We start from the raw sequence: 24,269 nt of genomic DNA, 5'->3' as shown, positions 1-24,269 counted from the left end.
GCGAAGGGTATCCACACGTGGGCTGCTTTCACCCTCCAACCCGACGACCTGCGTCAGCAAGCAGCTGACTGACATTCAGACGAGAACGTCTCCGACGGTGAGCAAGCCGTGGCTACATCAATGCAGACGGTTGGGCTCAAGAGTGACAGGGACGGGGGACGAGCATAGCCGGGTCCGGCGCGGCACGGTCGTTCTAGATGCGCCAATCTTCGCTGCCGTGAAGCGGAGGGGAACTTAGGCTTTCCCATGAGCATCGTGTGCCTCAGGTGTGGCAAACAAAGTTGAGAAGTGGCAGATTCGCGTGAGAATCCACACACAACCGTGACTAGCTGGGCATGTCCACGAACCGCGAGAACATGCCGTGGAAGGCCACGGTGATCGTGTCCGTCGGGCCGTTGCGGTGCTTGGCGACGATGAAGTCGGCCTCGCCCTGGCGCGGGTTGTCCTTCTCGTAGGCGGACTCGCGGTGCAGCAGGATGACCATGTCGGCGTCCTGCTCGAGCGAGCCGGACTCACGCAGGTCGCTGATGGCGGGCTTCTTATCGGCACGCTGCTCGGGGCCACGGTTCAGCTGCGACAGCGCGATCACGGGCACCTGCAGCTCCTTCGCCATCAGCTTCAGGGCACGCGAGAACTCCGAGACCTCCTGCTGGCGGCTCTCGACGCGCTTGCCCGAGGTCATCAGCTGCAGGTAGTCGATCACCACGAGCTTGAGGTTGTGCTGCTGCTTCAGCCGGCGGCACTTCGCACGGATCTCGACCAGCGTCATGTTGGGCGAGTCGTCGATGAAGAGGGGCGCGTCGTTGATGCGACCGCGCACCTGCGCGATGTTCGTCCAGTCGCGAGCGTCGACGGTGCCCTTGCGCATGTTCTGCAGCGGCACGCTCGACTCGGCCGACATCAGGCGCATCGCGATCTCGCTGCGCCCCATCTCGAGCGAGAAGAAGACCGAGGCCTGGCCGTGCTTGATCGACGCTGCCCGCGCGAGGTCGAGCGCCAGCGTCGACTTTCCGAGCGCCGGTCGCGCGGCCACGATGATCAGCTGGCCGGGGTGGAAACCGTTCGTCAGCGCGTCGAGCTGCGCGAAGCCGGTGGGCACGCCGGTCATCTGCCCGTCACGGCCCTTGGCCGCCTCGATCTCGTCGATCGCGACCGTCACGGCCTCGTTCAGGGGCACGTAGTCCTCGGTCTGGACTCCCCCGGCGACGTTGTAGACCTCGGCCTGCGCGTTGTTGACCAGGTCGACGACCTCGCCCTCGCTCGCGTAGCCCATCTGCACGATGCGGGTGCCGGCCTCGACCAGGCGCCGCAGCACCGCCTTCTCGGCGACGATCGACGCGTAGTAGCCGGCGTTGGCGGCCGTGGGCACGACGCCGGTGAGCGTGTGGAGGTACTCCGCGCCTCCTGCCCTCGACAGGTCGCCCGTCTTCATCAGCTCGTCGCTGACCGTGATGACGTCGGTGGGCTCGCCGTGCGAGTACAGGCCGAGGACGGCGTCGTAGATGACCTCGTGCTTCGGCACGTAGAAGTCCATGCCGCGGACGGTCTCGATGACGTCGGCGACGGCGTCCTTGCTCAGCAGCATGCCGCCGAGGGTGCTCTGCTCGGCCAGCAGGTCGTGCGGGGGCACCCGGTCCATGCCGGTGCCCATGCCGCCGCGGTCGCTGCGCTGCTGCCGGTCGCTGTCGCCGGAGGTGCCGCTCGCGAGGCCGAGGTGAGCGATCGACATGGGACCTCCTGCAAGGTGTTCGGGTGCGTGCCGGACGGCGACGGACGTCGTCCAGGACGGTTCTACAGCGAGCCACCGACATCCCCGTGCCGAGCCCCCGCGACCCCCGTCTGGCGAGCGCGGTACACCTTATGGACACCTAGTTCTCCACAGCAAATGCACCTGTGGATAACTCTGGGGAGAACCGGTGAGAAACGCCGGGGGTGCTTGTTGACAACTGTGGATCGTCCTGTGGACAAAAAGATACTTCACGCGGTCGAGGGTCCTCTGACCTGCACTTTCTTTTTCGTCAGCCTGTGTGTAGAAAGTTCCTTGAACCGTGGGTTGAGAGTCCCGATTTGACTTCTGGCTGTGCACAGAGAAGTTGACAAGGAGGTGCGGTGCCCGGTACGAGCGCAGGCCGCGTTCAGCTTGCCGTAACCCCCTGTTCGGGGTCTGTCCCCCGCCTCCCGCAGGCCCCTGTGGGCCCCACGGGACGCAGAAGAGCGGCGACCCCCGAGGGGGCCGCCGCTCTGCTGTGCTGCGGTGCTGCTGGCTGCTGACGCAGGGCGGGACTACTTCGCGCTGACCACCGTGAGGGTGATCGTGGCGACGACGTCCTCGCGCAGGCGCAGGGTCGCCTCGTGGTCGCCCACGAGCTTGATCGCCGTGGGGATCTCGACCTTGCGCTTGTCGATGGTCGCGACGCCCTGGGCGTTGACCGCGTCCGCGACGTCGCCGGGGCGGACGGAGCCGAACAGGCGGCCGTCGGCACCGGTCTTGACCGTGAGGCGGATCTTCTGGGCCTCGAGGCGGGCCTTGAGGTCGTGCGCCTCCTCGATGGTCTTGAGCTCGCGGGTCGTGCGGGCGGTGCGGATCTGCTCGACCTGCTTCTCGCCGCCACGCGACCACGCCACGGCGAAGCCCTGGGGGACGAGGTAGTTGCGGGCGTAGCCGTTCTTGACGTCGACGACGTCACCGGCCGAGCCGAGGCCGGAGACCTCGTGCGTGAGGATCACTTTGGACATGGTTGCTCTTTCTTCCGTTCGCCGCTGATCAGCGGCCGGAGCCGGCGTAGGGGAGGAGCGCCATCTCGCGGGCGTTCTTCACGGCACGGGCGATGAGGCGCTGCTCCTGGACGGAGACGCCGGTGATGCGACGGGCGCGGATCTTCCCACGCTCCGAGATGAACTTGCGGAGGGTCGCGACGTCCTTGTAGTCGATGACGCCGACGCGGATCGCCTTCGCGGGAGCGGCGTTCTTGCCGCCCTTGCCGCGGAGGGGCTTGCGGCGGTCGCCGCTGCTCTTTCCAGCCATTGTTTTTCTGCTTTCGAGTTCAGATGAAGAAGAAGTGAGGTGCGACGAGGCCTAGAAAGGCGTCTCGTCGTTGTAGGTGCCGCCGCCGCCGGGGGTGTTCCAGACGTCGCCGCCCTGGGAACCGCCGCCCTGCTGGCCGCCGCCCTGAGCCGGTGCGGACTGACCCCACGGCTCGGACTGCTGGCCGCCGCCGACCTGGCCCTGCTGACCGCCGCCACGGCCGCCCCCGAAGGAGCCGCCGCCGCCGCCTTCGCGGGACGAGGCCGCACGCGTGACCTGAGCGGTCGCGTAGCGGAGCGAGGGGCCGATCTCGTCGACGTCGAGCTCGAAGCTGGTGCGCTTCTCGCCCTCTTTCGTCTCGTAGCTGCGCTGCTTCAGACGGCCCTGCACGATGACGCGCGAGCCCTTCGTCAGCGACGACGCCACGTGCTCGGCGAACTCGCGCCAGACGCTGGCACGGAGGAAGAGCGCCTCGCCGTCCTTCCACTCGTTGGACGCGCGGTCCAACGTGCGGGGGGTCGACGCGATGGTGAAGTTCGCGACCGCGAGCCCGTTCTGCGTGTAGCGCAGCTCGGGGTCACTGGTGAGGTTGCCCACCACTGTGATGACGGTCTCGCCTGCCATCGGCTACTCGGCAGCCTTCGGCGCGGCGGGAGCCGCAGGAGCGGCGGGCGTCGCAGAGCCGGCAGGCGTCGCGGAACCGGCGGCAGCCGGCTCAGCAGCGGCGGCCGGAGCTGCGGCGGGTGCCTTGGCGGCCTTGCGGGCTGCCTTCTCCTCCGAGAGCTTCTTGGCCTCGGCGACCATCGCGATGGCCTCCTCGGCGCGCAGCACCTTGGTGCGGAGAACGGCCTCGGAGAGACCCAGCTGACGGTCGAGCTCGACCGTGGCGGCCGAGTTCGAGGTCATGTTGACGACGGCGTAGATGCCCTCGGTCTTCTTCTTGATCTCGTAGGCGAGACGACGACGACCCCAGATGTCGATGTTGTCGATCGTGCCGCCGTCGTTGCGGATGACGTTGAGGAACTTGTCCAAGCTCGGGGCGACGGTGCGCTCATCGATCTCGGGGTCCAGGATGACCATCAGTTCGTACTGGTGCATGACTAACCCACCTCCTTCGGACTTCGCGGCTACAGACGTTCTGCAGCAGGAGGGTGTTCATGACGTCGCGCCCACCCGGGGGCAGACGCAACCTTCCCAGCGTAGCCGGTCGGCCCGCCCCGCACAATGCCGGACAGCCAGGCGTCCGATCAGCGAGGCGTGCCGCGACCGCCCGCGGCCGGGTCGTCCTCGAGCGTGGCGGTCGCCGCCTCCTGGGCCCTGGCCAGCGCCTCCTCGACCGTCGTCGTGCCGAGGAACATCTCGTCGAGCAGCGGGTCGACGACCGGCTGCGCGTGGCCCCAGATGCCGGTCGGGGCGGGGATCGAGCGTCCCGCGGACACGACGTCGAAGAACGGCGCGACGTCGACGCCCTGGTCCGACCAGTGCTCGTAGTAGGCGGCCTGGGCGCCGAGCACTGCGGGCACGGCCGCGCCCTCGGCGCCGATGTACCGCGAGCCGTCGGTCGAGCCGAGCCAGGCGAGCACCCGCGCCGTGGCGTCGAGGTGCGACGTGTGCGCGTTGCCGGCCGCGACGATGCCGTTCGACACGCTGACGCGCCCCTCGGGCCCGGCGGGCATCCGCGCGACGCCCCAGGTGAAGTCGGACGCGGCGGCGACCGGCGCCAGGCTGTACAGCCCCGACTGGAACAGCGCCATGTGGCCCGACGTGAACTGGTCGCGGCTGTAGTCGGGGTCGGCGTTGGTGAGCGACGCCGGGGGAGCGACGCGGTGCTGCTGCACCAGGTCGACCACGTACTGGAACGCGGCCTGCGCCTCCGGCGTGTCCAGCTCGAAGGAGGTGCCCGTCGCGTTCTCGAGGCTCGCCCCGTTCGACCCGAGGTAGTCGAGCCAGATCGCCTGCAGGTCCTCACCGGCGTTGTAGCCGTACTGCACCGGGGTGCCGTCGAACGCGGGATCCGCGGCGCTGCGGCCCTGGGCATCGCGGGTGAGCTGCTCGAGCACCGGCAGCAGGGTGTCGCCCTCGCCGCCGCCCGGCGCCCAGGTCAGGTCGTCGAGCGCCGCGGGGTCGACGCCCGCCGCGGCCAGCAGGTCGGCGTTGTAGTAGAGCGCCACGCCGCCGTCGCTGAGCTGGGGCACGCCCCAGAGCCGGCCGTCGAGCGTGTACTGCTCGGTGACCTCGGGGCTCCAGGCGCGGTGGGCCGAGGCGCCGAGCACCTGGTCGACGTCGAGCAGGTCGCCTGCCTCGGCCTTGTCGGCGTAGGCGGCGCTGTTCAGCCAGTAGACGTCGGGAGCGGTGCCGGCGTCGACGTCCGAGTCGAGGTCGGCGGCGTACTCCGCGTAGGGCACCACCTCGACGTCCACGTCGATCGTCGGGTTGTCGCGCTCGAAGGTCGCGAACGACTTCTCGTAGCCGGCGGCGACGGTCTCGTCCCACAGGCGGACGGTCACGACCGTGTGCCCGTCCCGGCCGGGCGACGCCGTCGGGCGCGACGACGAGTGGGAGGCGCCGAACGCGGCGATGCCGACGGCGGAGCCGGCGACCACGAGGACGCAGACGGCGGCGGCGATCGTGACGGAGCTGGGTCGGGTGCGCACGACCCGACAGTACGGCCTAGGAGGCGCGCGCGGCCCACCAGGCCAGCAGCCGGTCGGTCGCGACCTCGCTGCCGAGGGGCCCCTCCTCGGTGCGCAGCTCGAGCAGGAACCGGTACGCCTCGCCGACCTCGCGGCCGGGGGAGATGCCGAGCACCCGCTGGATGTCGTCGCCGTCGAGGTCGGGACGGAGCGAGTCGATCGCCTCGCGCTCGCGCAGGTCGGCGATGCGGGCCTCGAGGTCGTCGTAGGCGAAGCCGAGGCGATCGGCCTTGCGCTTGTTGCGCGTCGTCACGTCGGCGCGCGTCAGCATGTGCAGGCGCTCGAGCTCGTCGCCGGCGTCGCGGACGTACCGGCGCACGGCCGAGTCGGTCCACGCGCCTTCGGTGTAGCCGAAGAACCGGAGGTGCAGCTCGATCAGCCGGGACACGGCCTTGGTCGTGTCGTTGTCGAAGCGCAGCGCCCTGAGGCGCTTGCGGGCCAGCTTCGACCCGACGACGTCGTGGTGGTGGAACGTCACGACCCCGCCCGGCTCGAGCCTGCGGGTGTCGGGCTTGCCGCAGTCGTGCAGCAGCGCGGCCAGCCGCAGGGTGAGGTCGGGCGCCTCGCCGGGGTGCCGCTCGCGCTCGTAGCCGATCGCCTGGTCGAGCACCGTGAGGCTGTGCTCGTAGACGTCCTTGTGGTGGTGGTGCTCGTCGATCTCGAGGCGCATCGCGGCGAGCTCGGGCAGGACGTGGTCGGCGAGGCCGGTGTCGACCATCAGCCGGATGCCGTCGCGGGGCGTGTCGGTGCGGAGCAGCTTCGAGAGCTCGTCGGCGACGCGCTCGACCGAGACGATCGAGAGGGTGGAGGCGCGGGCCGAGATCGCCTCGCGCACCTCGTCCGAGACGGAGAACCCGAGCTGTGCGACGAAACGTGCGGCGCGCATCATCCGCAGCGGGTCGTCACGGAACGAGTCGACCGCGCTGCCGGGCGTCGCGAGACGACCGGCCAGCAGGTCTTCCACACCGCCCGACGGGTCGACGAGCACGCGCTCCGGCAGGCGCAGGGCCATCGCGTTGACGGTGAAGTCGCGGCGCACCAGGTCGCCCTCGAGGGTGTCGCCGAACTCGACGACGGGCTTGCGGGTCTCGCCGTCGTAGACGTCGCTGCGGTAGGTCGTGATCTCGACCACCTCGCCGTCGACGCGGGCCGCGATGGTGCCGAACTGGCGCCCCACGTCCCAGTGCGCCTCGGCCAGGGGCACGACGATCTCGAGGATCTCGTCGGGGGAGGCGTCGGTCGTGAAGTCGAAGTCGTTGACCTGCCGGCCGAGGAACGCGTCGCGGACGGGACCGCCGACGAGGGCGAGCTCGTGGCCGGCCGCGGCGAACGCGGCGGCGAGCTTCTCGATGCGGGGAGCGGCGGCCAGTCGGTCCAGTCGCTCGACTGCGGAGGCGACGGTGTCCATGACCGACCACTTTGCCACAGTGCGCCCGGCTGACCGGGCGGCGACCGCCTCCTCCCCAGGGCTGAGCCCGTCCGTCGACGGTCCCGTCTCGGGGCGCCCACCGCGACCGGACGGTCTCGATTGCCTAGACTCGGCATGCTCGTCGGCCGTCCCGTGCCGGCCGCACCCTGCCTATGAGACGACTCCACGCCCTGCTCGCCGCGCTGACGGCGGTGTTCGTCGTGGTCGTCGGGCTGCCCGCCGTGGCCGGCCCGGCGCTCGGCGGGCTCGGCGGGCTCGGCGCCTCGCCGGCTGCCGCGGCGTCAGCGCCCTCCAGCGCGTCGGACGACGCCGTCACGCTCTCGCTGGCGCCCGCCGAGTCCGGCGTGCTCGTGCCGGATCGCGACCTCGTGCTCGACGTCGTCGTCACCAACACGACCGAGGACGACCTGCCCGCGTCCGTCGCCCGGATCTACCTCGACCGGAACGCCTTCATCACCCGCGCCAAGCTGGCGAGCTGGCTGTCGCCCGACTCGACGAGCGGGAGCGACTACCTCGGCACCTCCCTGACGCGCGTCGACGTGCCGGAGGTCCCGTCGGGGCAGTCGCGCACCGTCGGCTCCGTGACCGTGCCCGCGGCGACCGTCGCCCTCGGCGGCTACGGCTGGGGCGCCCGTGCCCTGGGCGCCCGGCTGGTCGACGACGACGGCGCGCAGCTCGCCCAGGCGCGCAGCAGCGTCGCGTGGTTCCCGGCCGAGAGCTTCCAGGCGACGAAGGTCGCCGTCGCGGTGCCGATCACGACGCCCGAGACCGAGAACGGGGTGCTCGACGCCAGCGCCCTGGCGGCCTACACGTCGATCGACGGCACCCTGACGCGCCAGCTGCGGGCCGTGCAGGGCTCGCAGGCCGCCGTGGCCGTCGACCCGATGATCATCGCGTCCGTCCGCCTGCTGGGCACCTCGGCGCCGCCGTCCGCGCTCGAGTGGCTCGACCAGCTGCAGCAGTCCGGACTCGAGATGTTCCCGCTCGCGTACGCGGACGCCGACGTCGCGGGCCTGAGCCAAGGAGGCGCGGCGTCGATCCCGACGCCCGTCTCGTTCGACGCCCTCGTCGACCCGTCGCTCTTCGCCGAGGCGACCCCGAGCAGCACGCCGGAGCCCTCGCCGAGCGGCACCTCCGACCCCTCGTCGGTCGACCCGCCCGCCGACGGCAGCGGCACCGGGGGCACCGGGGGAGGCGACGGCTCCGGCCAGGGGGACGACCCCACGGCCGCGCCGCCGTTGCCCACCACCGAGTCGCTGCTGAGCTGGCCGTGGTCGTCCACCGGCATCGCCTGGCCGGAGGCCGACACGGTCGTCGCGGCCGACCTGGGCGTCCTGGCCGCGAGCGGCTACACCTCGACGATCCTCTCCAGCTCGAACGTCGACGTCTCGACGGGTGCGACCGAGAACGCGGCGACGCAGCTCGGGGCCACCACGGGGCTCGTCTCCGACGACGTCCTCTCGACGCTCCTCTCGGACGCGGCCGGCGCCTCCGACGACGCGGCCTGGGCCACCGCGATGGCCGAGCTCTCCGCCAGCGTCGCCACGGTCGCCCGCGAGCGGCCGAGCGACGCCCGCACGCTCCTCGCCACGCTCGGCCGCGGCTGGTCGCCCGACAGCGCGTACCTGACCCGGACGCTGGCCGCGCTGCGCGACCTCCCGTGGTCGACCGCGAGCACCCTGCAGGAGGCGGTGGCCACCGCCCCGACGCCCGCCACCGTCGTCGACGAGCCGGTCGACGACGCACGAGCCGCCCTGATGCGCACGCTCGCGACGGCGGACCGCCGCGTCTCCGACTTCTCCACCGCCCTAGAGCAGCCGCAGACGGTGACAGGCCCCGCGCGCCTGCGGACGCTCGCCCTCGCCTCGCACGCGTGGCGGGCCAACCCCGACGGGCTCGCCACCGAGGTGGCCGCCGCGGACGCCGAGTCGGTCGCCACGTCGGGGCTCGTCTCGATCGTGCAGGGCAGCGACTTGTCGATCCTCGGCGACCGCACCTCCCTTCCCCTCTACGTGCAGAACTCGACCTCGTCGGCGGCGACCGTCTACCTGATGGTGCAGCCGTCGAACTCGCTGCTGTCGGTCGACCAGAACCGCATCGAGGTGACCATCGCGTCCGACTCTCAGGCCCGCGTCCGCGTCCCCGTGCAGTCCGTCGCCAACGGCACCGTCGACGTGTCGCTCAGCCTCGTGAGCTCGACCGGGGTCGCCATCTCGACGCCGTCCACCGTGTCGATCTCGGTGCAGGCCGGCTGGGAGACCGCGATCACCTGGGTCTTCGCCGTCGGCTTCCTGGTGCTCTTCGGCGGCGGCATCTACCGGACGTTCCACAAGCGGCGCCTCGCTCGCGAGGAGAAGGCGGCGGCGGCGGAGACGGAGACGGCGGCGGCGACTGCTCCCGCCACGACGTCGGACGCCACCGGCGTCAACACCACCGAGACCGGTGTCCGCCGCGACACCCCCGAGAACGGTGTCAGCCCGTGAGCGCACAGCAGGGCGGCCTCGGCCGCGCGAGCGTGCTGCTCGCCTCGGGCACGATGGTGTCCCGGGTGCTCGGCTTCGTCAAGACGGCCGTGCTGGCTGCGGCCATCGGCCAGTCGGCGAGCCGCGCGGCCGACTCGTTCGCCCTCGCGAACCAGCTGCCGAACAACATCTACGCCCTCATCGCGGGGGGCCTGCTGAGCGCGGTGCTCGTGCCGCAGATCGTGCGGGCCGCCACCCACGACGACGACGGCGGCCAGCGCTTCATCAACAAGATCGTGACGCTCGGCACGATCGTCTTCGCGGCCGTCGGCCTCGTCGGCACCCTGCTCGCGCCCCTGCTCGTGCGCCTCTACGCCCAGCAGGCGGGGTCGACTGGCCAAGGTGGTTACACCTCCGACGCGATCGCCCTGGCCACGGCGTTCGCCTACTGGTGCCTGCCGCAGATCTTCTTCTACGCGATGTACTCGCTGCTGAGCGAGGTGCTGAACGCGCGACAGGTGTTCGGGCCGTTCACCTGGGCGCCCGTGATCAACAACGTCGTGGCGATCGCGGGGCTCGTCGTGTTCATGGTGCTGTTCGGCGGCTCTGCTGAGAACTCCGTGGTCGACGTCTGGACGCCCGGCCGCATCACCGTCCTCGCCGGCACCGCCAGCCTCGGCGTCCTGGCGCAGGCGGGCTTCCTGCTGCTCTTCTGGCGCCGGGCGGGCCTGTCGTTCCGCCCGGACTTCCGCTGGCGCGGGGTCGGCCTCGGGGCCACAGGCAAGGCCGCCGGCTGGCTCTTCGGCATGGTGCTCGTGACGCAGCTCGCCGGCCTCGTGCAGAGCCGCGTCGCGTCCGAGGGCAGCGGCACGGGCGCCTCGAACGCCGTGCTCGCCAACTCGTGGCTGCTCTTCATGCTGCCCCACGGCATCGTCGCGGTGTCGATCGCGACCGCGTACTTCACGCGCATGAGCGGGCACGCCTCACGCGGCGACCTGCGCGCCGTGCGCACCGACCTGTCACAGTCGCTCCGCACCATCGGCATGTTCATGGTGTTCGCGACAGTCGCCATGTGCGTCGTCGCCTACCCGTTCGCGAGCTTCTTCGAGAGCAGCTTCACCGGGGCGAGCCAGATGGCGCAGGTCATCCTCGGCTTCATGCCGGGGCTCGTCCTGTTCAGCGTCCTGTTCGTCGTGCAGCGCGTCTTCTTCGCCCTGCACGACCAGCGGACGCCGTTCTTCATGCAGATCGTCCAGTCGGGCATCTTCGTGATCGGGACCCTGATCTCGTCCGCCGTGGTGCCCGACGAGCTCGTCGCCGTGGCCATCGCGATCACCACCTCGATCGCCGGCTCGGCCCAGACGATCGTCGCCCTCGTGCTGGTCAAGCGCCGCCTCGGCGGCATCGACGGCCGCTGGGTGCTGCGCCGCTACCTGCAGTTCGCCTTCTTCTCGCTGATCGCCGGCGCCGTCGGGCTGGTCGTCGTCACCGCTCTGGGAGGTTTCAGCCCGGACGGCTTCGCCCAGTCGGGCCGGATCGCCGGCATCCTGACCGTCGCCGTCGCCGGGCTGGTCATGGCGGCCGTGTACCTCGGCCTCCTGGCGCTGATCCGCCTGCCCGAGCTGACCGACCTGACCGCCCCGGTGATCCGCCGGGTGCGCCCGTTGGCCTCGCGCCTCCTTCGCCGCTGACCTGCCCGCGACCAGCGCACGAGCCGCGCGCGAGCCGGTCGCTGAGCGCCGTCTGCGAGCCCCGGGCCGCCGGAATGCGCCGACCCTAGGATGTGTTGCACCAGACGGTCGAGCGAGGGCTAGACGGGCGCACAGCCCGCGGTTCCTCTCCCGTCATCCACGAACGTCACTGAGGAAGGTGCCCATGCGCCAGATCATCATCATCGGCTCCGGCCCCGCCGGCTACACGGCGGGCATCTACGCGGCGCGTGCCGGTCTCGAGCCGCTCATCGTGGCGAGCTCGGTCGAGGCAGGCGGCGAGCTCATGAAGACCACCGAGGTCGAGAACTTCCCCGGGTTCCCCGACGGCATCCAGGGCCCCGAGCTGATGTTCAAGCTCCAGGAGCAGGCGGAGAAGTTCGGCGCAGAGGTGCTGCTCGACGACGTCACCAGCGTCGACCTGACCGGTGACGTCAAGAAGGTCACTCTCGGCAGCGGCACCGTGGAAGAGGCGCTGACCGTGATCTTCGCGACCGGCAGCGCGTACCGCAAGCTCGGCCTGCCCGACGAAGAACGACTCAGCGGCCGCGGCGTCAGCTGGTGCGCCACCTGCGACGGCTTCTTCTTCAAGCAGAAGGAGATCGCGGTCGTGGGAGGCGGCGACTCGGCCATGGAGGAGGCGACGTTCCTGACGCGCTTCGCCTCGAAGGTCTACGTCATCCACCGCTCGGAGACGCTGCGCGCCTCGAAGATCATGCAGGACAGGGCGCAGGGCAACGACAAGATCGAGTTCCTGTTCAACAAGCAGGTCACGGCGATCTTGGGCGACGAGAAGGCCACGGGCGTGCAGCTGACCGACACTGTCGACGGCAGCACCAGCGACCTCGACCTCGACGGCCTCTTCATCGCCATCGGCAACGACCCCCGCGTGCACCTCGTGCACGGCCAGGTCGACCTCACCTCGAGCGGCACCATCGCCGTCGAGGGCCGCAGCTCGAAGACCAACCTCCGCGGCGTGTTCGCGGCGGGCGACGTCGTCGACGACACCTACCGCCAGGCGGCCACCGCGGCCGGCTCCGGGGTCGTCGCGGCACTCGACGCCGAGCACTTCCTGGCGAGCCTCGACCAGACCTTTCTAGCCGAGCACACCGAGGGCGCCGCCGAGGGCATCGACACCGCCGAGTCGGTCGCCCCGGAGCCCGTCTCCGCCTGACCCGCGACCGCAGGTCGACGACGTCGGCCCGCCCGCACACCTGACGAACCCCCTGACGAAAGGAACCACCATGAGCAGCGCCAAGGCAGTCACCGACGCCTCCTTCGAGGCCGACGTCCTCAAGTCCGACAAGACGATCCTGGTCGACTTCTGGGCCGAGTGGTGCGGCCCGTGCCGCGCCGTGTCGCCGATCCTCGACCAGATCGCGGCCGAGCACGCCGACAAGATCGAGATCGTCAAGCTCAACGTCGACGACAACCCGCAGACCGCGATGCAGTACCAGATCACGTCGATCCCGGCGATGAAAGTCTACAAGGGCGGCCAGGTCGTCAAGACCGTCATCGGCGCCAAGCCCAAGCCGGCCCTCGAGGCCGACCTGGCGGAGTTCCTCGCGTAGGTCGACCCCGAGTCGACGCACCGCCGGAGAGCCCGCCCAGCACCCGCTGGGCGGGCTCTCGCCGTCTCCGGACCGCTCCGGGCATATCCTGAACGGCACCACCTCTGACCGACAGGGACGCACATGACCGACAAGGGCACCAACCTCGACCCGTGGTACGACTCGTACGCCGACCGCACGGCCGGCCTGAGCGCCTCCGAGGTGCGAGCCCTCTTCGCCGTCGCCAGCCGACCCGAGGTCGTCTCCCTGGCCGGCGGCATGCCGTTCGTGTCCGCCCTGCCGCGCGAGCTCGTGACCGGGGCGATCGACCGCGTGATGTCGCAGAACGGCGGGGCGATGGCCCTGCAGTACGGCTCCGGGCAGGGCACCCCGGCCATCCGCGAGCACATCATGCAGATCATGGCGATGGAGGGCATCCGGGGCAGCGCCGACGACGTCGTCGTGACCACCGGCTCCCAGCAGGCCCTCGACCTGGTCACCCGGCTCTTCGTCAACCCTGGCGACGTCGTGCTGGCCGAGTCCCCCAGCTACGTGGGCGCCCTGGGCGTCTTCAAGGCCTACCAGGCCGACGTCTCGCACGTCGCGACCGATGCCGAGGGCCTCGTGCCGGAGGCGCTGCGAGAGACGATCGCCCGGGTCAGGTCCGAGGGCCGCACGATCAAGTTCCTCTACACGATCCCCAACTTCCACAACCCGGCCGGCGTGACGCTGACAAGGGCCCGGCGACTCGAGATCCTCGAGATCTGCCGCGACGCGGGCATCCTCGTCCTCGAGGACAACCCCTACGGCCTCCTGTACTTCGACCAGCCGGCCCCGCAGGCCATGCGCTCGGTCGACGACGAGGGCGTCATCTACCTCGGGTCGTTCTCCAAGACGCTCGCTCCCGGCTTCCGGGTCGGCTGGGCCCTGGCCCCGCACGCGATCCGCGAGAAGCTCATCCTCGCCAACGAGTCCGCGACGCTCTCGCCGAACTCGTTCGGTCAGTTCGTCATCACCGAGTACCTCGACCAGGCCGACTGGCGCGGGCAGATCGAGTCGTTCCGCGGTCTCTACCGTGAGCGTCGCGACTCGATGATCTCGGCGCTGGGGGAGTACCTCCCGTCGCTCAGCTGGACCGTGCCCGACGGCGGCTTCTTCGTCTGGGTCACCCTGCCCGACGAGCTCGACTCGAAGGCGATGCTCCCCCGCGCCGTCAAGGAGCTCGTCGCGTACACGCCCGGCACCGCCTTCTTCGCCGACGGCGGCGGCCGCCAGAACATCCGGCTGTCGTTCTGCTACCCGACGCCCGAGTCGATCCGGACCGGCATCGCCCGGCTCGCGACCGTGGTCAACGGCGAGCTCGACCTGCTGGCGACGTTCTCCGGTGCCAGGCTGGGCTCGCCGCTCACCATGCGCAGCGGAGTGTCGACGCCGCCGCCGAACACCAACTGATCAGCATTTAACCCGAGATGCCGCCACGGAACGATCACGTGGCAGACCCGCGAGAGAGAGCCCCGATGACTCAGAGTGCCGTCAAGAAGGTCACCGTCCTGGCCGGGGGCATCTCCCACGAGCGAGACGTGTCGTTGAGGTCGGGGAGGCGCGTTGTCGACAGCCTCGTCGCGAACGGCATCGAGGTGGACCTGCGCGATCCCGACGCCTCGCTGCTCGGACACCTGACGGCCACCCGACCCGACGTCGTCTGGCCGGCCCTGCACGGAGCCAGCGGCGAGGACGGTGCGCTGCGTGGGCTTCTCGAGGCCCTGGACATCCCTTTCGTGGGGAGCAGCTCGGCGGCAGCCCGCCTCGCGTGGGACAAGCCCACCGCCAAGGAGCTGGCGCACCGCGCCGGGGTCCGCACGCCCCGGGGCATCACGCTCTCGCACGACGCCTTCCGCGAGCTCGGTGCCGCGGGCGTGCTGGCTGCGATCTCGGAGGAGCACCCCGCGCCCGTCGTGGTCAAGCCCGCCCGCGGCGGGTCGGCCCAGGGCGTCACCGTCGTGGAATCTGCTGATCAGCTGCCTCGCGCGATGGTCGACGCCTACACCTATTGCGACGACGTGATCGTCGAGCAGAAGATCACGGGCACCGAGGTCGCTGTCGGCGTCATCGACACTGGTGACGGTCCGTCCGCGCTGCCGGCCGTCGAGATCGTGCCGCGCAACGGCGTCTACGGCTTCGAGGCGCGCTACAACGCCGGCGAGACCACGTTCTTCACCCCGGCCCGCCTCGATGCCCGAGCGCAGGAGGCGGTGGCCGAGACAGCCGTCACTGTGCACCGGGCGCTCGGCCTGCGTCACCTCTCGCGGGTCGACCTCATCGTGGACGCAGCGGGCACCCCGTGGTTCCTCGAGGTCAATGTGCTGCCCGGGCTCACCGAGACCTCCCTCGTGCCGATGGCCCTCGACGCAGCAGGGTTCGAGCTCGGCCTGGTCTACGCCGCCCTGGCAGAGAAGGCCGTGCTCGACCACGCCTGACGTTGTTTCACGTGAAACGCCCGCCCTCTCGGTCGAGAAGGCGGGCGTTTCACGTGAAACACGTACTGCCCGGACCGGCTCGCTGAGCCAGCCGGGGCAGTGGTGCTACTGGGAGTACGGGTCCTGGCCCAGGGCGGCGAGGATGCGATTCAGGTCCTGCATCGAGGCGAAGTCGATGGCGATCGAGCCCTTCCGCGCGCCCATCCTCACCTTCACCTTGGTCTCGAGCTTGTCACCGAGATTCTCCGCGACCTCGTCCAGGTGTGCCTGGTGGCGCCCGACAGCGCCTCGTGTGGTCCTGGGCTTGATGCTCGTCCCTGCGGCAGCAGCCTCCGCGGCACGGACGGACAGGTCTTCGTTGACGATCTTGTCCGCGAGGCGCTCCATCAGCAGGGAGTCCCCAGTCGACAGGATCGCCCGCGCGTGCCCGGCCGACAGCACGCCCGACGCCACCCGCCGCTGCACGCTCGCGGGCAGGCGCAGCAGCCTCAGCGTGTTCGAGATCTGCGGTCGGCTGCGACCGATCCGGCTCGACAGCTCGTCCTGCGTGATGCCGAAGTCGGCGAGAAGTTGCTGATAGGCCGACGCTTCCTCGAGCGGGTTCAGCTCTGCCCGGTGCAGGTTCTCGAGCAGGGCGTCCCGCAGCATCGACTCGTCCGCGGTCTCCTTGACGATGGCGGGGATCGTCGCGAGCCCGAGCTGCTTCGTGGCCCGCAGACGACGTTCGCCCATGACCAGTTCGTACTGCGGAGCAGCCGTCGCGCCCTTCGCGGACGCATCGCGGGGGAGAGGCCGGACCACGATGGGCTGCAGGACGCCCACCTCACGGATGCTGGTGACCAGCTCGGCCAGCTCCTCCTCGCGGAACTCGGCCCGGGGCTGTTGCGCGTTGGGCACGACGTCGAGGGGGTTGAGGTTCGCCAGGCGCGCTCCGGGCACAGCCACCAGTTCGTCGGCCGTCTGCTGGCCCGTCGGGAAGAAGACGTCGACGGGCCTGTCGGCACCCTCCTCCGTCACGGGGATGAGCGCGCCGATGCCGCGTCCGAGGCCGGTTCTCTTGGTTGCCACTACTGGGGTGCTCCTCGTCGTGCTAGTTCTGCTGCGGCCTCGAGGTACGAGATCGAGCCGGGTGAGTTCGTGTCGTAGCTGATGACGGTCTGGCCGTAGCCCGGCGCCTCACTGATGCGGACGCTGCGGGGGATGAGCGTCTGCAGGGCCTCGACCGGGAAGTGCTCACGCACGTCGGCCACGACCTGACGAGCGAGGTTCGTCCGCCCGTCGTACATGGTCAACAGGATGCTGGAGACCTGCAGACTCGGGTTCAGGTGCTTCTCGATCAGCTGGATGTTGCGGAGCAGCTGGCTGAGCCCCTCCAGCGCGTAGTACTCGCACTGGATCGGGATGAGCACCTCGCCTGCCGCGACGAATGCATTGATGGTGAGGAGCCCGAGCGAGGGCGGGCAGTCGATGAAGACGTAGTCGAAACGCTCGCCGGCAGCTTCGGTCGCCGAGAGGTAGGCGTCGAGCTGGGTGCGGAGGCGCTGTTCACGGGCGACCAGGCTGACGAGCTCGATCTCGGCGCCGGCGAGGTGGATCGTCGCCGGCACACAGAACAGGTCGGGGAACTCGGGGCTCTGCTGCACGACATCGGCGATGTCGCCTTCGTTGACGATGACGTCGTACACGCTCGGTGTCTCCGCGCGGTGCTCAACCCCGAGAGCCGTCGAGGCGTTCCCCTGGGGGTCGAGGTCGATCACCAGCACCCTGGCACCGCTCCGAGCCAGTGCCGCAGCGAGGTTGACGGTCGTGGTGGTCTTGCCCACGCCGCCCTTCTGGTTCGACACCGTGAGGATGCGGGTCTTGGCGGGGGCCGGCAGCGGGTCCTTCGAGAGAGCCTCGCGCCGGCGTCGGAGATCAGCGAGCTCGCGTGCCAGGGGAGTGCTGTCGTCGTACTCCGTGGATGAACTCACCGGGGATCTCCGCATCGCTGTGTTTCACGTGAAACGACCTTGATTGAGAGCTGAGATCGACAGTCGTCGTCGCTCCTGGGCCGAGCCTCCACTCTATCTCGCCGCGTCGCTGCGGCAGGCATCTCGACCGCCGCGACAAGGTCGCGTTTCACGTGAAACACGATCAGAGACCCACCGGAGGTGGCACTGTCAGCAGCGCACATCACCGTTTGTACACAGCCCCGCCAACATGTGCATAACTACGTCGAGGCGAGGTTCCGCCGCGGTCCGAGCAGCTCGCGGGCCTACACGTGACAAGCCTCGGCGGTCACCGAACCTCATGGATCCGGGTCTGCCACGATACCCGCAGTCAAGAGCAAATACCCTGTTGAGAGACACTATTGCGCCCCCGTGAACCACGAATGAGACTCAGGACGGAGAGCGAGCCTCCGGACGGTGCAAGCCAGACCCAGTCGCTCAGATCGCTTCCTGTGGAGCCGGCCTGCGCCTCCCGGGCGACGATCAGTCCAGTGTGGCGCGGAAGACCCTGGTGGTCTCGGCAGGGTCGACGACGCCGACGCCGAGCTCGAGCACCTCGACGTCGACGAGGTGGGTGCGAGCGATCACCTTGCGGGCGGCGTCGACCTCCTGGTCGACGCGGGCACCCTTCATCAGGATCAGCTCGCCACCGGTCTTGACCAGCCGAGCCGTCAGGGGGATCAGCTTCGTCAGTGCGGACACGGCACGCGCGGTCGCCTGGTCGAGCCAGGTGTCGAGCTCGACGTCCTCCGCGCGGGCACGGATCACCTCGACGTTCGTCAGGCCCAGGCGCTCGGCCTCGGCGGACAGCCAGTCGGTCCGCCGTTCCATCGGCTCGATCAGCAGCAGGGTGGTGTCGGGTCGGGCAGCCGCGAGCACCAGGCCCGGCAGGCCTGCGCCCGAGCCGATGTCGCCGACCCGAGCACCCGACCGGAGCAGCGGAGCCACCAGCCCGGAGTTGATCACGTGGCGCGTCCACAGACGCGGGAGCTCGAGAGGCCCGATCAGGCCGAGTTCTTCGCCGTGCTGGGCGAGGTCGGCAGTGAACTGGCGCACGACCTCCAGGCGATCACCGAAGATCTCGCGCGCAATGGCGGGCTCGGCCTCGAGATCGCCGGTCTGCTCGGCAGTGCCCTGCTCGGTGCTCATGATCGAGCTCAGCCGCGCTTGATGACGGTGTGCCGGTCGCGGCCCTCGCCCTCGGACTCCGAGACGAAACCGCGCGCGGCGACGATGTCGTGCACGAGCTTGCGCTCGTAGGACGACATGGGCGGCAGGGACGCAGCCTCTGCCCCCTCCTCGAGGCGCTCGACGGCCTTGTCGACCATCGCCCCGAGCTCGGCCTCGCGGGTCTGCCGCGAGCCGCCGATGTCGAGGATCAGCCGGGAGAACTCGCCCGTCTTGGTCTGCACGGCGATGCGCGTCAGTTCTTGCAGGGCCGTGACCGTGTCGGGCTTCGACAGCACCCGCAGCGAGCCCTCGCCGGAGGCGTCGACCGAGATGTACGAGCGGCCGCCGCGCACCTCGATGTCGATGTCACCGTCGAAGTCGCAGATGTCGAGGAGCTCTTCGATGTAGTCCGCGGCGATCTCGCCCTCGTCGATCACGGAGGCCGACGCGGGCTCGGCGCCGTCGACAGAGTCAGCTGCGCCGAAAGTGCGCTGCCGGTCGTCCGTGACCGCCGCCTCCTCGGGCCCGTCGGTGCTCAGCTCGGGAAGGTCGCTGCCGGTGGCGTCGATGTCGTTCTCTCTCACTTCTTGGCGCCGTTCTGCTTCTTGGCGCGGTTCTTGCCGACGGGCTGCGCGCGCTGCGTCGCCTTGGGCACGGCAGGGGCGGACTCGATCTCGGTGACCGTGATGTCCCCGAGGCCGAGGCCCTTGCGCTGGGCCTTCTTCGCGAGTCGTTCCTCGCGGGCCAGGGCCGCCTCGCTGCCGGGGGTGGGCATGTTCCGGATGACGATGAACTGCTGGGCCATCGTCCAGATGTTGGAGGTCAGCCAGTAGAACATGACGCCGAGGGGGAACGAGAGTCCCGAGAAGACGAACACCAGGGGCAGGAAGTAGAGCAGCATGCGCTGCTGCTTGAACATCGGGCTCGCCTTGGTCTCGGGCGACATGTTCTTGGAGACGATCTGCAGCTGGGTGATGAACTGCGACGCGGTCATGACGACGACCATGATGCCGGCCATCAGCCGGACCTCCCAGGTCGTGGCGCCGAGGAAGGTCTCCTTGAGCGGTGCGCCGAAGAGCGAGGACTCGCCGAAGGAGGTGGAGAGAGCCTGGCTGAGGAGGCCGATGCCGACCTTGTCCTGCTGGGCGTTGTGCAGCACCGTGTAGAGGCTGAAGAAGATGGGCATCTGGATCAGCAGCGGCAGGCAGGAGCTGAGCGGGTTCGTGCCCGTGTCCTTGTAGAGCGCCATGGTCTCGCGGGACATGGCCTCGCGACTGAACTGGTCGCGCTTGCCCTTGTACTTGTCCTGGATCTTCTTGAGCCGGGGCGCGATCTCCATCATGCGTCGCTGGCTCTTGATCTGGCGGACGAAGATCGGGATCAGGGCGGCGCGGACCACGAGGACCAGGCCGACGATCGACAGGACCCAGGTGCTGCCGGCGGCCGTGTCCATGCCGAGGGCGGTGAGCACGTTGTGGAAGCCCACGAGGATCGCCTCGACGACCCACCTGAGGGGCCAGAGGATGGTTCCGATGAAGTCCATGGTGTTCGGGTCAGCCCTTTCCGTGGCTCTGGACGAGGAGACGGGGCACGCTGCCGGGGGCAGGCGCGACCACGTCGGATCGAGGGACCACGAAGCCGAAGGCCGTGGTGGTGTAGTTCTGACGCCGGGGCGGGGTGACGTCGTCGATTCCGCCGGCCGCCCAGGGGTTGCAGCGGCCGATCCGCCAGGCGCCCATGGCCGACCCCCGCACGACACCGTGCTGCTGGATGGCCTCGAGCGCGTAGCGCGAGCACGACGGGTGGTACCGGCAGACCTCGCCGTAGAGAGGCGAGATGACGGCCCGGTAGGCACGGAGAAGCACCACGCAGACGTTGCGCGGCAGCAACGTCACGAACTGCACCGCATTCTTCACTGTCCCACGACCTTGTCGACGACCCCCGAGATGTCCCTGAGCAGGGTAGACCACGGAACGTCGAGGCTGCCTGGCAGTGCGCGGACCACCACGTCGGTGCCGGGCGGAACCGTCGGGAGGATGTCGTGGCAGACGTGCTTCAGCCGACGACGGACGGTGTTGCGAGCCACCGCGTTGCCGACCGTCTTGGCCACGATGAAGCCGAACCGGACCAGGTCGTCGTCACGACGACGCACGTAGACGACCGAGTGCGCCGTGCCCGACTTGCGGCCACGGCGCACTGTGTTGCGGTAGTCGTCTGCGCGGACGATCCGGTTGGCCCGGGCCAACACGGAAGCTGCTACGCGGAGAGCTCGACGCGGCCCTTGCCGCGGCGGTGCGCCAGGATGGCGCGGCCTGCACGGGTGCGCATGCGAGCACGGAAGCCGTGCTTCTTGGCGCGACGACGGTTGTTCGGCTGGAACGTTCTCTTGCTCATGGTGTTCTCTCCAGGGGGATGCGGACCTGGCCTGGTGCCGTGATCCGAGAAGTCTTCGACAGCCGAGTCGGCTGGGATTCAACTGATTAAAAGTACGCGGGTTCTGTCCCCGGGTCAAACGGCGCCCCTCGCCGAGGTTCTCCACAGTGTTGACAACTTCGGTTGCGGAGGGTGTGGGCGGACGAACTAAAGTGGGCACCTCCCGCTCCGCATCCGCGTAGTTCTGGGGAAGTAGCAGTGTTCCTGGCCCTGACGGCGATCGTCGGCCGGTGGAGAAACCTGTGCATAAGTAGGTAGGAAGAGCCCCGTGGCGAACACCGTCGATCCGGTCCAGGACCTCTGGCGATCCGTGCTCGCGACCCTGACGACCGACGACCGCATCACTCCTCAGCTGCACGGCTTCATCAGCCTGGTCGAGCCGAAGGGCGTGCTCGGCGGCACCCTCTACCTCGAGGTGCCCAACGACCTCACCCGCGGCATGCTCGAGCAGCGCATCCGGACGCCCCTGCTCGAGTCGATCGCCGCTCTGGGGGACACCTCGGTCGCGAGCTTCGCCATCACCGTCAACCCCGACATCACGCCGGACACCCTCACCCAGCAGCCCGAGGAGTCCGAGCCCGCCCACTACATCGAGGCGCCGTTCGTGCCGGCGCCGGTCGAGTCGCCCTCCACGGGCAAGCGGAACGACTCGCGGCTGAACCCCAAGTACAGCTTCGACAACTTCGTCATCGGCGCCTCGAACCGTTTCGCCCACGCGGCGGCGGTGGCCGTCGCCGAGGCACCGGCCAAGGCGTACAACCCTCTCTTCATCTACGGCTCGTCCGGGCTGGGCAAGACGCACCTCCTCCACGCGATCGGCCACTACGCCGAGACGATGTACCCGGGCATCCGCGTCCGCTACGTCAGCAGCGAGGAGTTCACGAACGACTTCATCAACTCGATCGCCAACAACCGCTCGAACCTGTTCCAGCAGCGCTACCGCGAGATCGACATCCTCCTGATCGACGACATCCAGTTCCTGCAGGGCAAGGACTCGACGCAGGAGGCCTTCTTCCACACCTTCAACACCCTGCACGACCACGACAAGCAGCTCGTGATCACGAGCGACCTGCCGCCCAAGCACCTGACCGGCTTCGAGGACAGGATGCGCTCGCGCTTCGAGTGGGGCCTGATCACCGACGTGCAGGCGCCCGACCTCGAGACCCGCATCGCGATCCTCCGCAAGAAGGCCCAGAGCGAGAAGCTGCAGGTCCGCGACGAGGTGCTCGAGTTCATCGCCACGAAGGTGTCGAGCAACATCCGCGAGCTCGAGGGCACGCTGATCAGGGTCACGGCGTTCGCCAGCCTGAACCGCACCGCGGTCGACATGGCCCTCGTCCAGACAGTCCTGAAGGACCTGATCACCCTCGACGAGGACAACATCGTCGCGCCGGTCGACATCATCAACCACACCGCCGACTACTTCAAGCTCTCGGTCGACGACCTCTACGGGTCGTCCCGCTCGCAGGCGATCGCGACCGCCCGCCAGATCGCGATGTACCTCTGCCGCGAGCTGACGAGCCTGTCCCTCCCCAAGATCGGCCAGCTCTTCGGCAACCGCGACCACACCACGGTCATGTACGCGAACAAGAAGATCAGCGAGCTCATGAAGGAACGCCGCTCGATCTACAACCAGGTGACCGAGCTGACGAGCCGGATCAAGCAGGACACCCGCTACAAGTAGGCGAGTCGAGGCCCCCTGGGGGCGCCTCCTCGCAGCAGGCCCCTGACGGGCGTCGACCTCGGGTCGGCGCCCGTTCGTGCGTCCACGAGCCTGCAGGAGGCGGTCTGCCGCCCCTGGGGACAGCCATCGATCCCACAGTGTGGATAACTTGTGGAAAGACGTGGACAACTCGGCCCGATGTGTTCACGGATCGATCGGACCTGTGGGAACCGGACTCGACCACCGGGTCGCTCACCGCTGGTCCACCCCGTCGAGTCCACATGCCGTGCACAAGTCACAAAGGTGTAGTTCCCTCTGGCCTCGGGGTTTTAAACAGGTTATCCACACTGTGCACAACGGTTAAGACTGTTAATCCTGATTACAAGAAATTGTTGGAGAGACAACCTTGTGGACAGCTGGCGGCCGTCCTCGGGCCCGGGACCGCCCGCCTCCTCGCTGTGGCAGTATTGGCGGGCCATCCACGAGCGAGTAGTCGAACAGGGGTCCCCGCGTGAAGTTCCAGGTCAACCGCGACGTCTTCAGCGATGCCGTCTCCTTCGCCGTGAAGCTCCTCCCGCAGCGGACGACCCTGCCGATCCTCAGCGGAGTGCTGATCGAGGCCGACGCCGACGGGCTCACGCTCTCGTCGTTCGACTACGAGGTCTCGGCCCAGACGAGCATCGCGGCCGAGGTCGACGAGCCGGGCACGATCCTGGTCTCGGGCCGCCTCCTCGCCGACATCGCGAACCGCCTTCCGAATGCGCCCGTCACGTTCTCGACCGACGAGAACCGCATCGCCGTGAGCTGCGGCTCGGCGAACTTCTCGCTGCTGAGCATGCCCGTCGAGGAGTACCCGACGCTGCCGACGGTGGGCGAGCGGTCGGGCGTCGTGCCCGGCGACGCGTTCTCGTTGGCCATCTCCCAGGTCGCCGTCGCCGCCTCCCGCGACGACGTGACTCCCGTCATCACGGGCGTCCAGCTCGAGGTCACCGAGAACGCCCTCTCCCTCGTCGCGACGGACCGCTACCGGGTCGCCGTCCGGGGGATCGAGTTCGATCCCGGCACCGCAGCCAGCACCGAGACGACCACGGCTCTCGTCCCTGCCCGCACCCTGCAGGAGGTCGGCAAGACCTTCGGCAGCGCGAGCACGGTGTCCGTGTCGATCACCGGCAGCGACGACCGCGAGCTGATCGCCTTCCAGGCCGGCGACAAGACGGTCACGTCGTTGCTCATCAAGGGCAACTTCCCCCCGGTCAAGCGGCTCTTCCCCGAGACCGTCGAGAACTACGCGGTGATCAACACCGCCGAGCTCGTCGAGTCCATCCGCCGCGTCTCGCTCGTGCTCGAGCGCGAGGCGGCCCTCAGGTTCACGTTCACGATCGACGGCCTCACCCTCGAGGCGGTCGGCAGCGAACAAGCGCAGGCATCAGAGTCGATCGACGCGTTGTTGACGGGAGAGGACACGGTGGTCTCGTTGAAGCCCCAGTTCCTCCTCGACGGCCTCGGAGCTGTCCACTCCGAGTTCGTGCGGATCTCCTTCACCAAGACGGAGAACCCGAACAAGCCCGGTCCCGTGCTGATCACCAGTCAGTCGTCCAAGGACCAGGCGGGGGCTGACAGCTACCGCTACCTGCTGCAGCCCAACCTCCTCCTGCGCTGACAGCGCCACA

The 24,269-nt window shown here is 69.2% G+C and carries 22 protein-coding genes and 1 pseudogene; 8 read left to right on the top strand and 15 right to left on the bottom strand.

The annotated features are described in order from the left end of the window. Window positions 1-325: 325 nt before the first annotated feature. From dnaB to JOE35_RS01125, 7 genes and pseudogenes are all read right to left on the bottom strand, one after another. Window positions 326-1,729, bottom strand: coding sequence for a replicative DNA helicase (dnaB, locus tag JOE35_RS01155; RefSeq protein ID WP_209559445.1), 1,404 nt, complete (start codon window positions 1,727-1,729; stop codon window positions 326-328). 554 nt (window positions 1,730-2,283) lie between these two features. Next, on the bottom strand, window positions 2,284-2,736 hold the full coding sequence (gene rplI / locus JOE35_RS01150; protein ID WP_194614185.1) for a 50S ribosomal protein L9: 453 nt from the start codon (window positions 2,734-2,736) through the stop codon (window positions 2,284-2,286). Window positions 2,737-2,764: 28 nt separating this feature from the next. Beyond that, the gene (gene rpsR / locus JOE35_RS01145; protein WP_055964231.1) at window positions 2,765-3,025 is read right to left on the bottom strand and encodes a 30S ribosomal protein S18; all 261 of its coding nucleotides are present in this window, start codon (window positions 3,023-3,025) and stop codon (window positions 2,765-2,767) included. 51 nt (window positions 3,026-3,076) lie between these two features. Next, window positions 3,077-3,649 (bottom strand): single-stranded DNA-binding protein, encoded by a 573-nt coding sequence (locus JOE35_RS01140; RefSeq protein ID WP_209559444.1) that lies wholly within the window; start codon window positions 3,647-3,649, stop codon window positions 3,077-3,079. Window positions 3,650-3,760: 111 nt separating this feature from the next. Beyond that, window positions 3,761-4,123, bottom strand: a pseudogene (rpsF, locus tag JOE35_RS01135) (30S ribosomal protein S6); the annotation flags it as partial. Window positions 4,124-4,272: 149 nt separating this feature from the next. Next, window positions 4,273-5,679: a sugar ABC transporter substrate-binding protein gene (locus tag JOE35_RS01130; RefSeq protein WP_307802885.1), complete on the bottom strand. Its 1,407-nt coding sequence runs from the start codon at window positions 5,677-5,679 to the stop codon at window positions 4,273-4,275. 16 nt (window positions 5,680-5,695) lie between these two features. Then, entirely contained in the window at window positions 5,696-7,126 is a 1,431-nt protein-coding gene (locus JOE35_RS01125; protein ID WP_209559442.1) for a CCA tRNA nucleotidyltransferase, read from the bottom strand. Between the two features lie 173 nt (window positions 7,127-7,299). On the opposite strand from JOE35_RS01125, the gene JOE35_RS01120 reads away from it, so the two are divergent. The 6 genes from JOE35_RS01120 (at window position 7,300) to JOE35_RS01095 (ending at window position 15,345) form a co-directional block, all read left to right on the top strand. Next, a complete protein-coding gene (locus JOE35_RS01120) occupies window positions 7,300-9,630 on the top strand; it encodes a DUF6049 family protein (RefSeq protein ID WP_209559441.1) in 2,331 nt (776 codons plus the stop codon). After that, the gene (murJ, locus tag JOE35_RS01115; protein WP_307802884.1) at window positions 9,627-11,300 is read left to right on the top strand and encodes a murein biosynthesis integral membrane protein MurJ; all 1,674 of its coding nucleotides are present in this window, start codon (window positions 9,627-9,629) and stop codon (window positions 11,298-11,300) included. The genes JOE35_RS01120 and murJ overlap by 4 nt, the downstream gene beginning before the upstream one ends. Window positions 11,301-11,484: 184 nt before the next feature. After that, window positions 11,485-12,492 (top strand): thioredoxin-disulfide reductase, encoded by a 1,008-nt coding sequence (gene trxB, locus JOE35_RS01110; RefSeq protein ID WP_123547389.1) that lies wholly within the window; start codon window positions 11,485-11,487, stop codon window positions 12,490-12,492. A 70-nt stretch (window positions 12,493-12,562) separates the two neighbouring features. Further along, window positions 12,563-12,889 carry a thioredoxin gene (gene trxA / locus JOE35_RS01105; protein ID WP_146902060.1) on the top strand — a complete coding sequence of 109 codons (327 nt, stop codon included), beginning with the start codon at window positions 12,563-12,565 and terminating at the stop codon, window positions 12,887-12,889. A 123-nt stretch (window positions 12,890-13,012) separates the two neighbouring features. After that, a complete protein-coding gene (locus JOE35_RS01100; RefSeq protein ID WP_209559440.1) occupies window positions 13,013-14,320 on the top strand; it encodes a PLP-dependent aminotransferase family protein in 1,308 nt (435 codons plus the stop codon). 65 nt (window positions 14,321-14,385) lie between these two features. After that, a complete protein-coding gene (locus JOE35_RS01095) occupies window positions 14,386-15,345 on the top strand; it encodes a D-alanine--D-alanine ligase (RefSeq protein WP_209559439.1) in 960 nt (319 codons plus the stop codon). Window positions 15,346-15,450: 105 nt separating this feature from the next. On the opposite strand, the gene JOE35_RS01090 is transcribed toward JOE35_RS01095, so the two are convergent. The 8 genes from JOE35_RS01090 to rpmH form a co-directional block, all read right to left on the bottom strand. After that, a complete protein-coding gene (locus tag JOE35_RS01090; protein WP_209559438.1) occupies window positions 15,451-16,413 on the bottom strand; it encodes a ParB/RepB/Spo0J family partition protein in 963 nt (320 codons plus the stop codon). Then, on the bottom strand, window positions 16,413-17,315 hold the full coding sequence (locus JOE35_RS01085; protein WP_307802883.1) for a ParA family protein: 903 nt from the start codon (window positions 17,313-17,315) through the stop codon (window positions 16,413-16,415). Before JOE35_RS01085 ends, JOE35_RS01090 begins: the two co-directional genes overlap by 1 nt. 501 nt (window positions 17,316-17,816) lie before the next feature. Next, window positions 17,817-18,482, bottom strand: coding sequence for a 16S rRNA (guanine(527)-N(7))-methyltransferase RsmG (gene rsmG / locus JOE35_RS01080; RefSeq protein ID WP_209559436.1), 666 nt, complete (start codon window positions 18,480-18,482; stop codon window positions 17,817-17,819). Window positions 18,483-18,490: 8 nt separating this feature from the next. Further along, window positions 18,491-18,940, bottom strand: coding sequence for a R3H domain-containing nucleic acid-binding protein (locus JOE35_RS01075; protein WP_307803117.1), 450 nt, complete (start codon window positions 18,938-18,940; stop codon window positions 18,491-18,493). 143 nt (window positions 18,941-19,083) lie between these two features. After that, window positions 19,084-20,046, bottom strand: a complete 963-nt coding sequence (yidC, locus tag JOE35_RS01070; RefSeq protein WP_133739077.1) for a membrane protein insertase YidC — start codon at window positions 20,044-20,046, stop codon at window positions 19,084-19,086. A gap of 10 nt (window positions 20,047-20,056) precedes the next feature. Beyond that, entirely contained in the window at window positions 20,057-20,407 is a 351-nt protein-coding gene (gene yidD / locus JOE35_RS01065; protein WP_307802882.1) for a membrane protein insertion efficiency factor YidD, read from the bottom strand. Window positions 20,408-20,415: 8 nt separating this feature from the next. Next, on the bottom strand, window positions 20,416-20,751 hold the full coding sequence (rnpA, locus tag JOE35_RS01060) for a ribonuclease P protein component (RefSeq protein WP_209559435.1): 336 nt from the start codon (window positions 20,749-20,751) through the stop codon (window positions 20,416-20,418). 8 nt (window positions 20,752-20,759) lie between these two features. Continuing rightward, the gene (rpmH, locus tag JOE35_RS01055) at window positions 20,760-20,897 is read right to left on the bottom strand and encodes a 50S ribosomal protein L34 (RefSeq protein ID WP_209559434.1); all 138 of its coding nucleotides are present in this window, start codon (window positions 20,895-20,897) and stop codon (window positions 20,760-20,762) included. A 307-nt stretch (window positions 20,898-21,204) separates the two neighbouring features. Here rpmH and dnaA point away from each other — a divergent pair, with 307 nt between their 5' ends. Both dnaA and dnaN read left to right on the top strand, forming a co-directional pair. Continuing rightward, window positions 21,205-22,620: a chromosomal replication initiator protein DnaA gene (gene dnaA, locus JOE35_RS01050; RefSeq protein ID WP_123547400.1), complete on the top strand. Its 1,416-nt coding sequence runs from the start codon at window positions 21,205-21,207 to the stop codon at window positions 22,618-22,620. A gap of 490 nt (window positions 22,621-23,110) precedes the next feature. Beyond that, on the top strand, window positions 23,111-24,259 hold the full coding sequence (dnaN, locus tag JOE35_RS01045; protein WP_209559433.1) for a DNA polymerase III subunit beta: 1,149 nt from the start codon (window positions 23,111-23,113) through the stop codon (window positions 24,257-24,259). Window positions 24,260-24,269 lie beyond the last annotated feature (10 nt).

The sequence above is a fragment of the Frigoribacterium sp. PvP032 genome (assembly GCF_017833035.1).
Taxonomy (GTDB): domain Bacteria; phylum Actinomycetota; class Actinomycetes; order Actinomycetales; family Microbacteriaceae; genus Frigoribacterium.
Note: the sequence above shows the minus strand (reverse complement) of the source record. Positions and strands in the feature narration are given on the sequence as shown.

Excerpts from the sequence above, each read along its gene's own strand:
- trxB (WP_123547389.1), top strand. The coding sequence starts at position 11,485 with ATGCGCCAGATCATCATCATCGGCTCCGGCCCCGCCGGCTACACGGCG.
- dnaB (WP_209559445.1), bottom strand. The coding sequence starts at position 1,729 with ATGTCGATCGCTCACCTCGGCCTCGCGAGCGGCACCTCCGGCGACAGC.
- rpsR (WP_055964231.1), bottom strand. The coding sequence starts at position 3,025 with ATGGCTGGAAAGAGCAGCGGCGACCGCCGCAAGCCCCTCCGCGGCAAG.
- JOE35_RS01100 (WP_209559440.1), top strand. The coding sequence starts at position 13,013 with ATGACCGACAAGGGCACCAACCTCGACCCGTGGTACGACTCGTACGCC.
- JOE35_RS01095 (WP_209559439.1), top strand. The coding sequence starts at position 14,386 with ATGACTCAGAGTGCCGTCAAGAAGGTCACCGTCCTGGCCGGGGGCATC.
- rsmG (WP_209559436.1), bottom strand. The coding sequence starts at position 18,482 with ATGAGCACCGAGCAGGGCACTGCCGAGCAGACCGGCGATCTCGAGGCC.
- JOE35_RS01120 (WP_209559441.1), top strand. The coding sequence starts at position 7,300 with ATGAGACGACTCCACGCCCTGCTCGCCGCGCTGACGGCGGTGTTCGTC.
- rplI (WP_194614185.1), bottom strand. The coding sequence starts at position 2,736 with ATGTCCAAAGTGATCCTCACGCACGAGGTCTCCGGCCTCGGCTCGGCC.
- yidC (WP_133739077.1), bottom strand. The coding sequence starts at position 20,046 with ATGGACTTCATCGGAACCATCCTCTGGCCCCTCAGGTGGGTCGTCGAG.
- JOE35_RS01125 (WP_209559442.1), bottom strand. The coding sequence starts at position 7,126 with ATGGACACCGTCGCCTCCGCAGTCGAGCGACTGGACCGACTGGCCGCC.
- rpmH (WP_209559434.1), bottom strand. The coding sequence starts at position 20,897 with ATGAGCAAGAGAACGTTCCAGCCGAACAACCGTCGTCGCGCCAAGAAG.
- trxA (WP_146902060.1), top strand. The coding sequence starts at position 12,563 with ATGAGCAGCGCCAAGGCAGTCACCGACGCCTCCTTCGAGGCCGACGTC.
- JOE35_RS01140 (WP_209559444.1), bottom strand. The coding sequence starts at position 3,649 with ATGGCAGGCGAGACCGTCATCACAGTGGTGGGCAACCTCACCAGTGAC.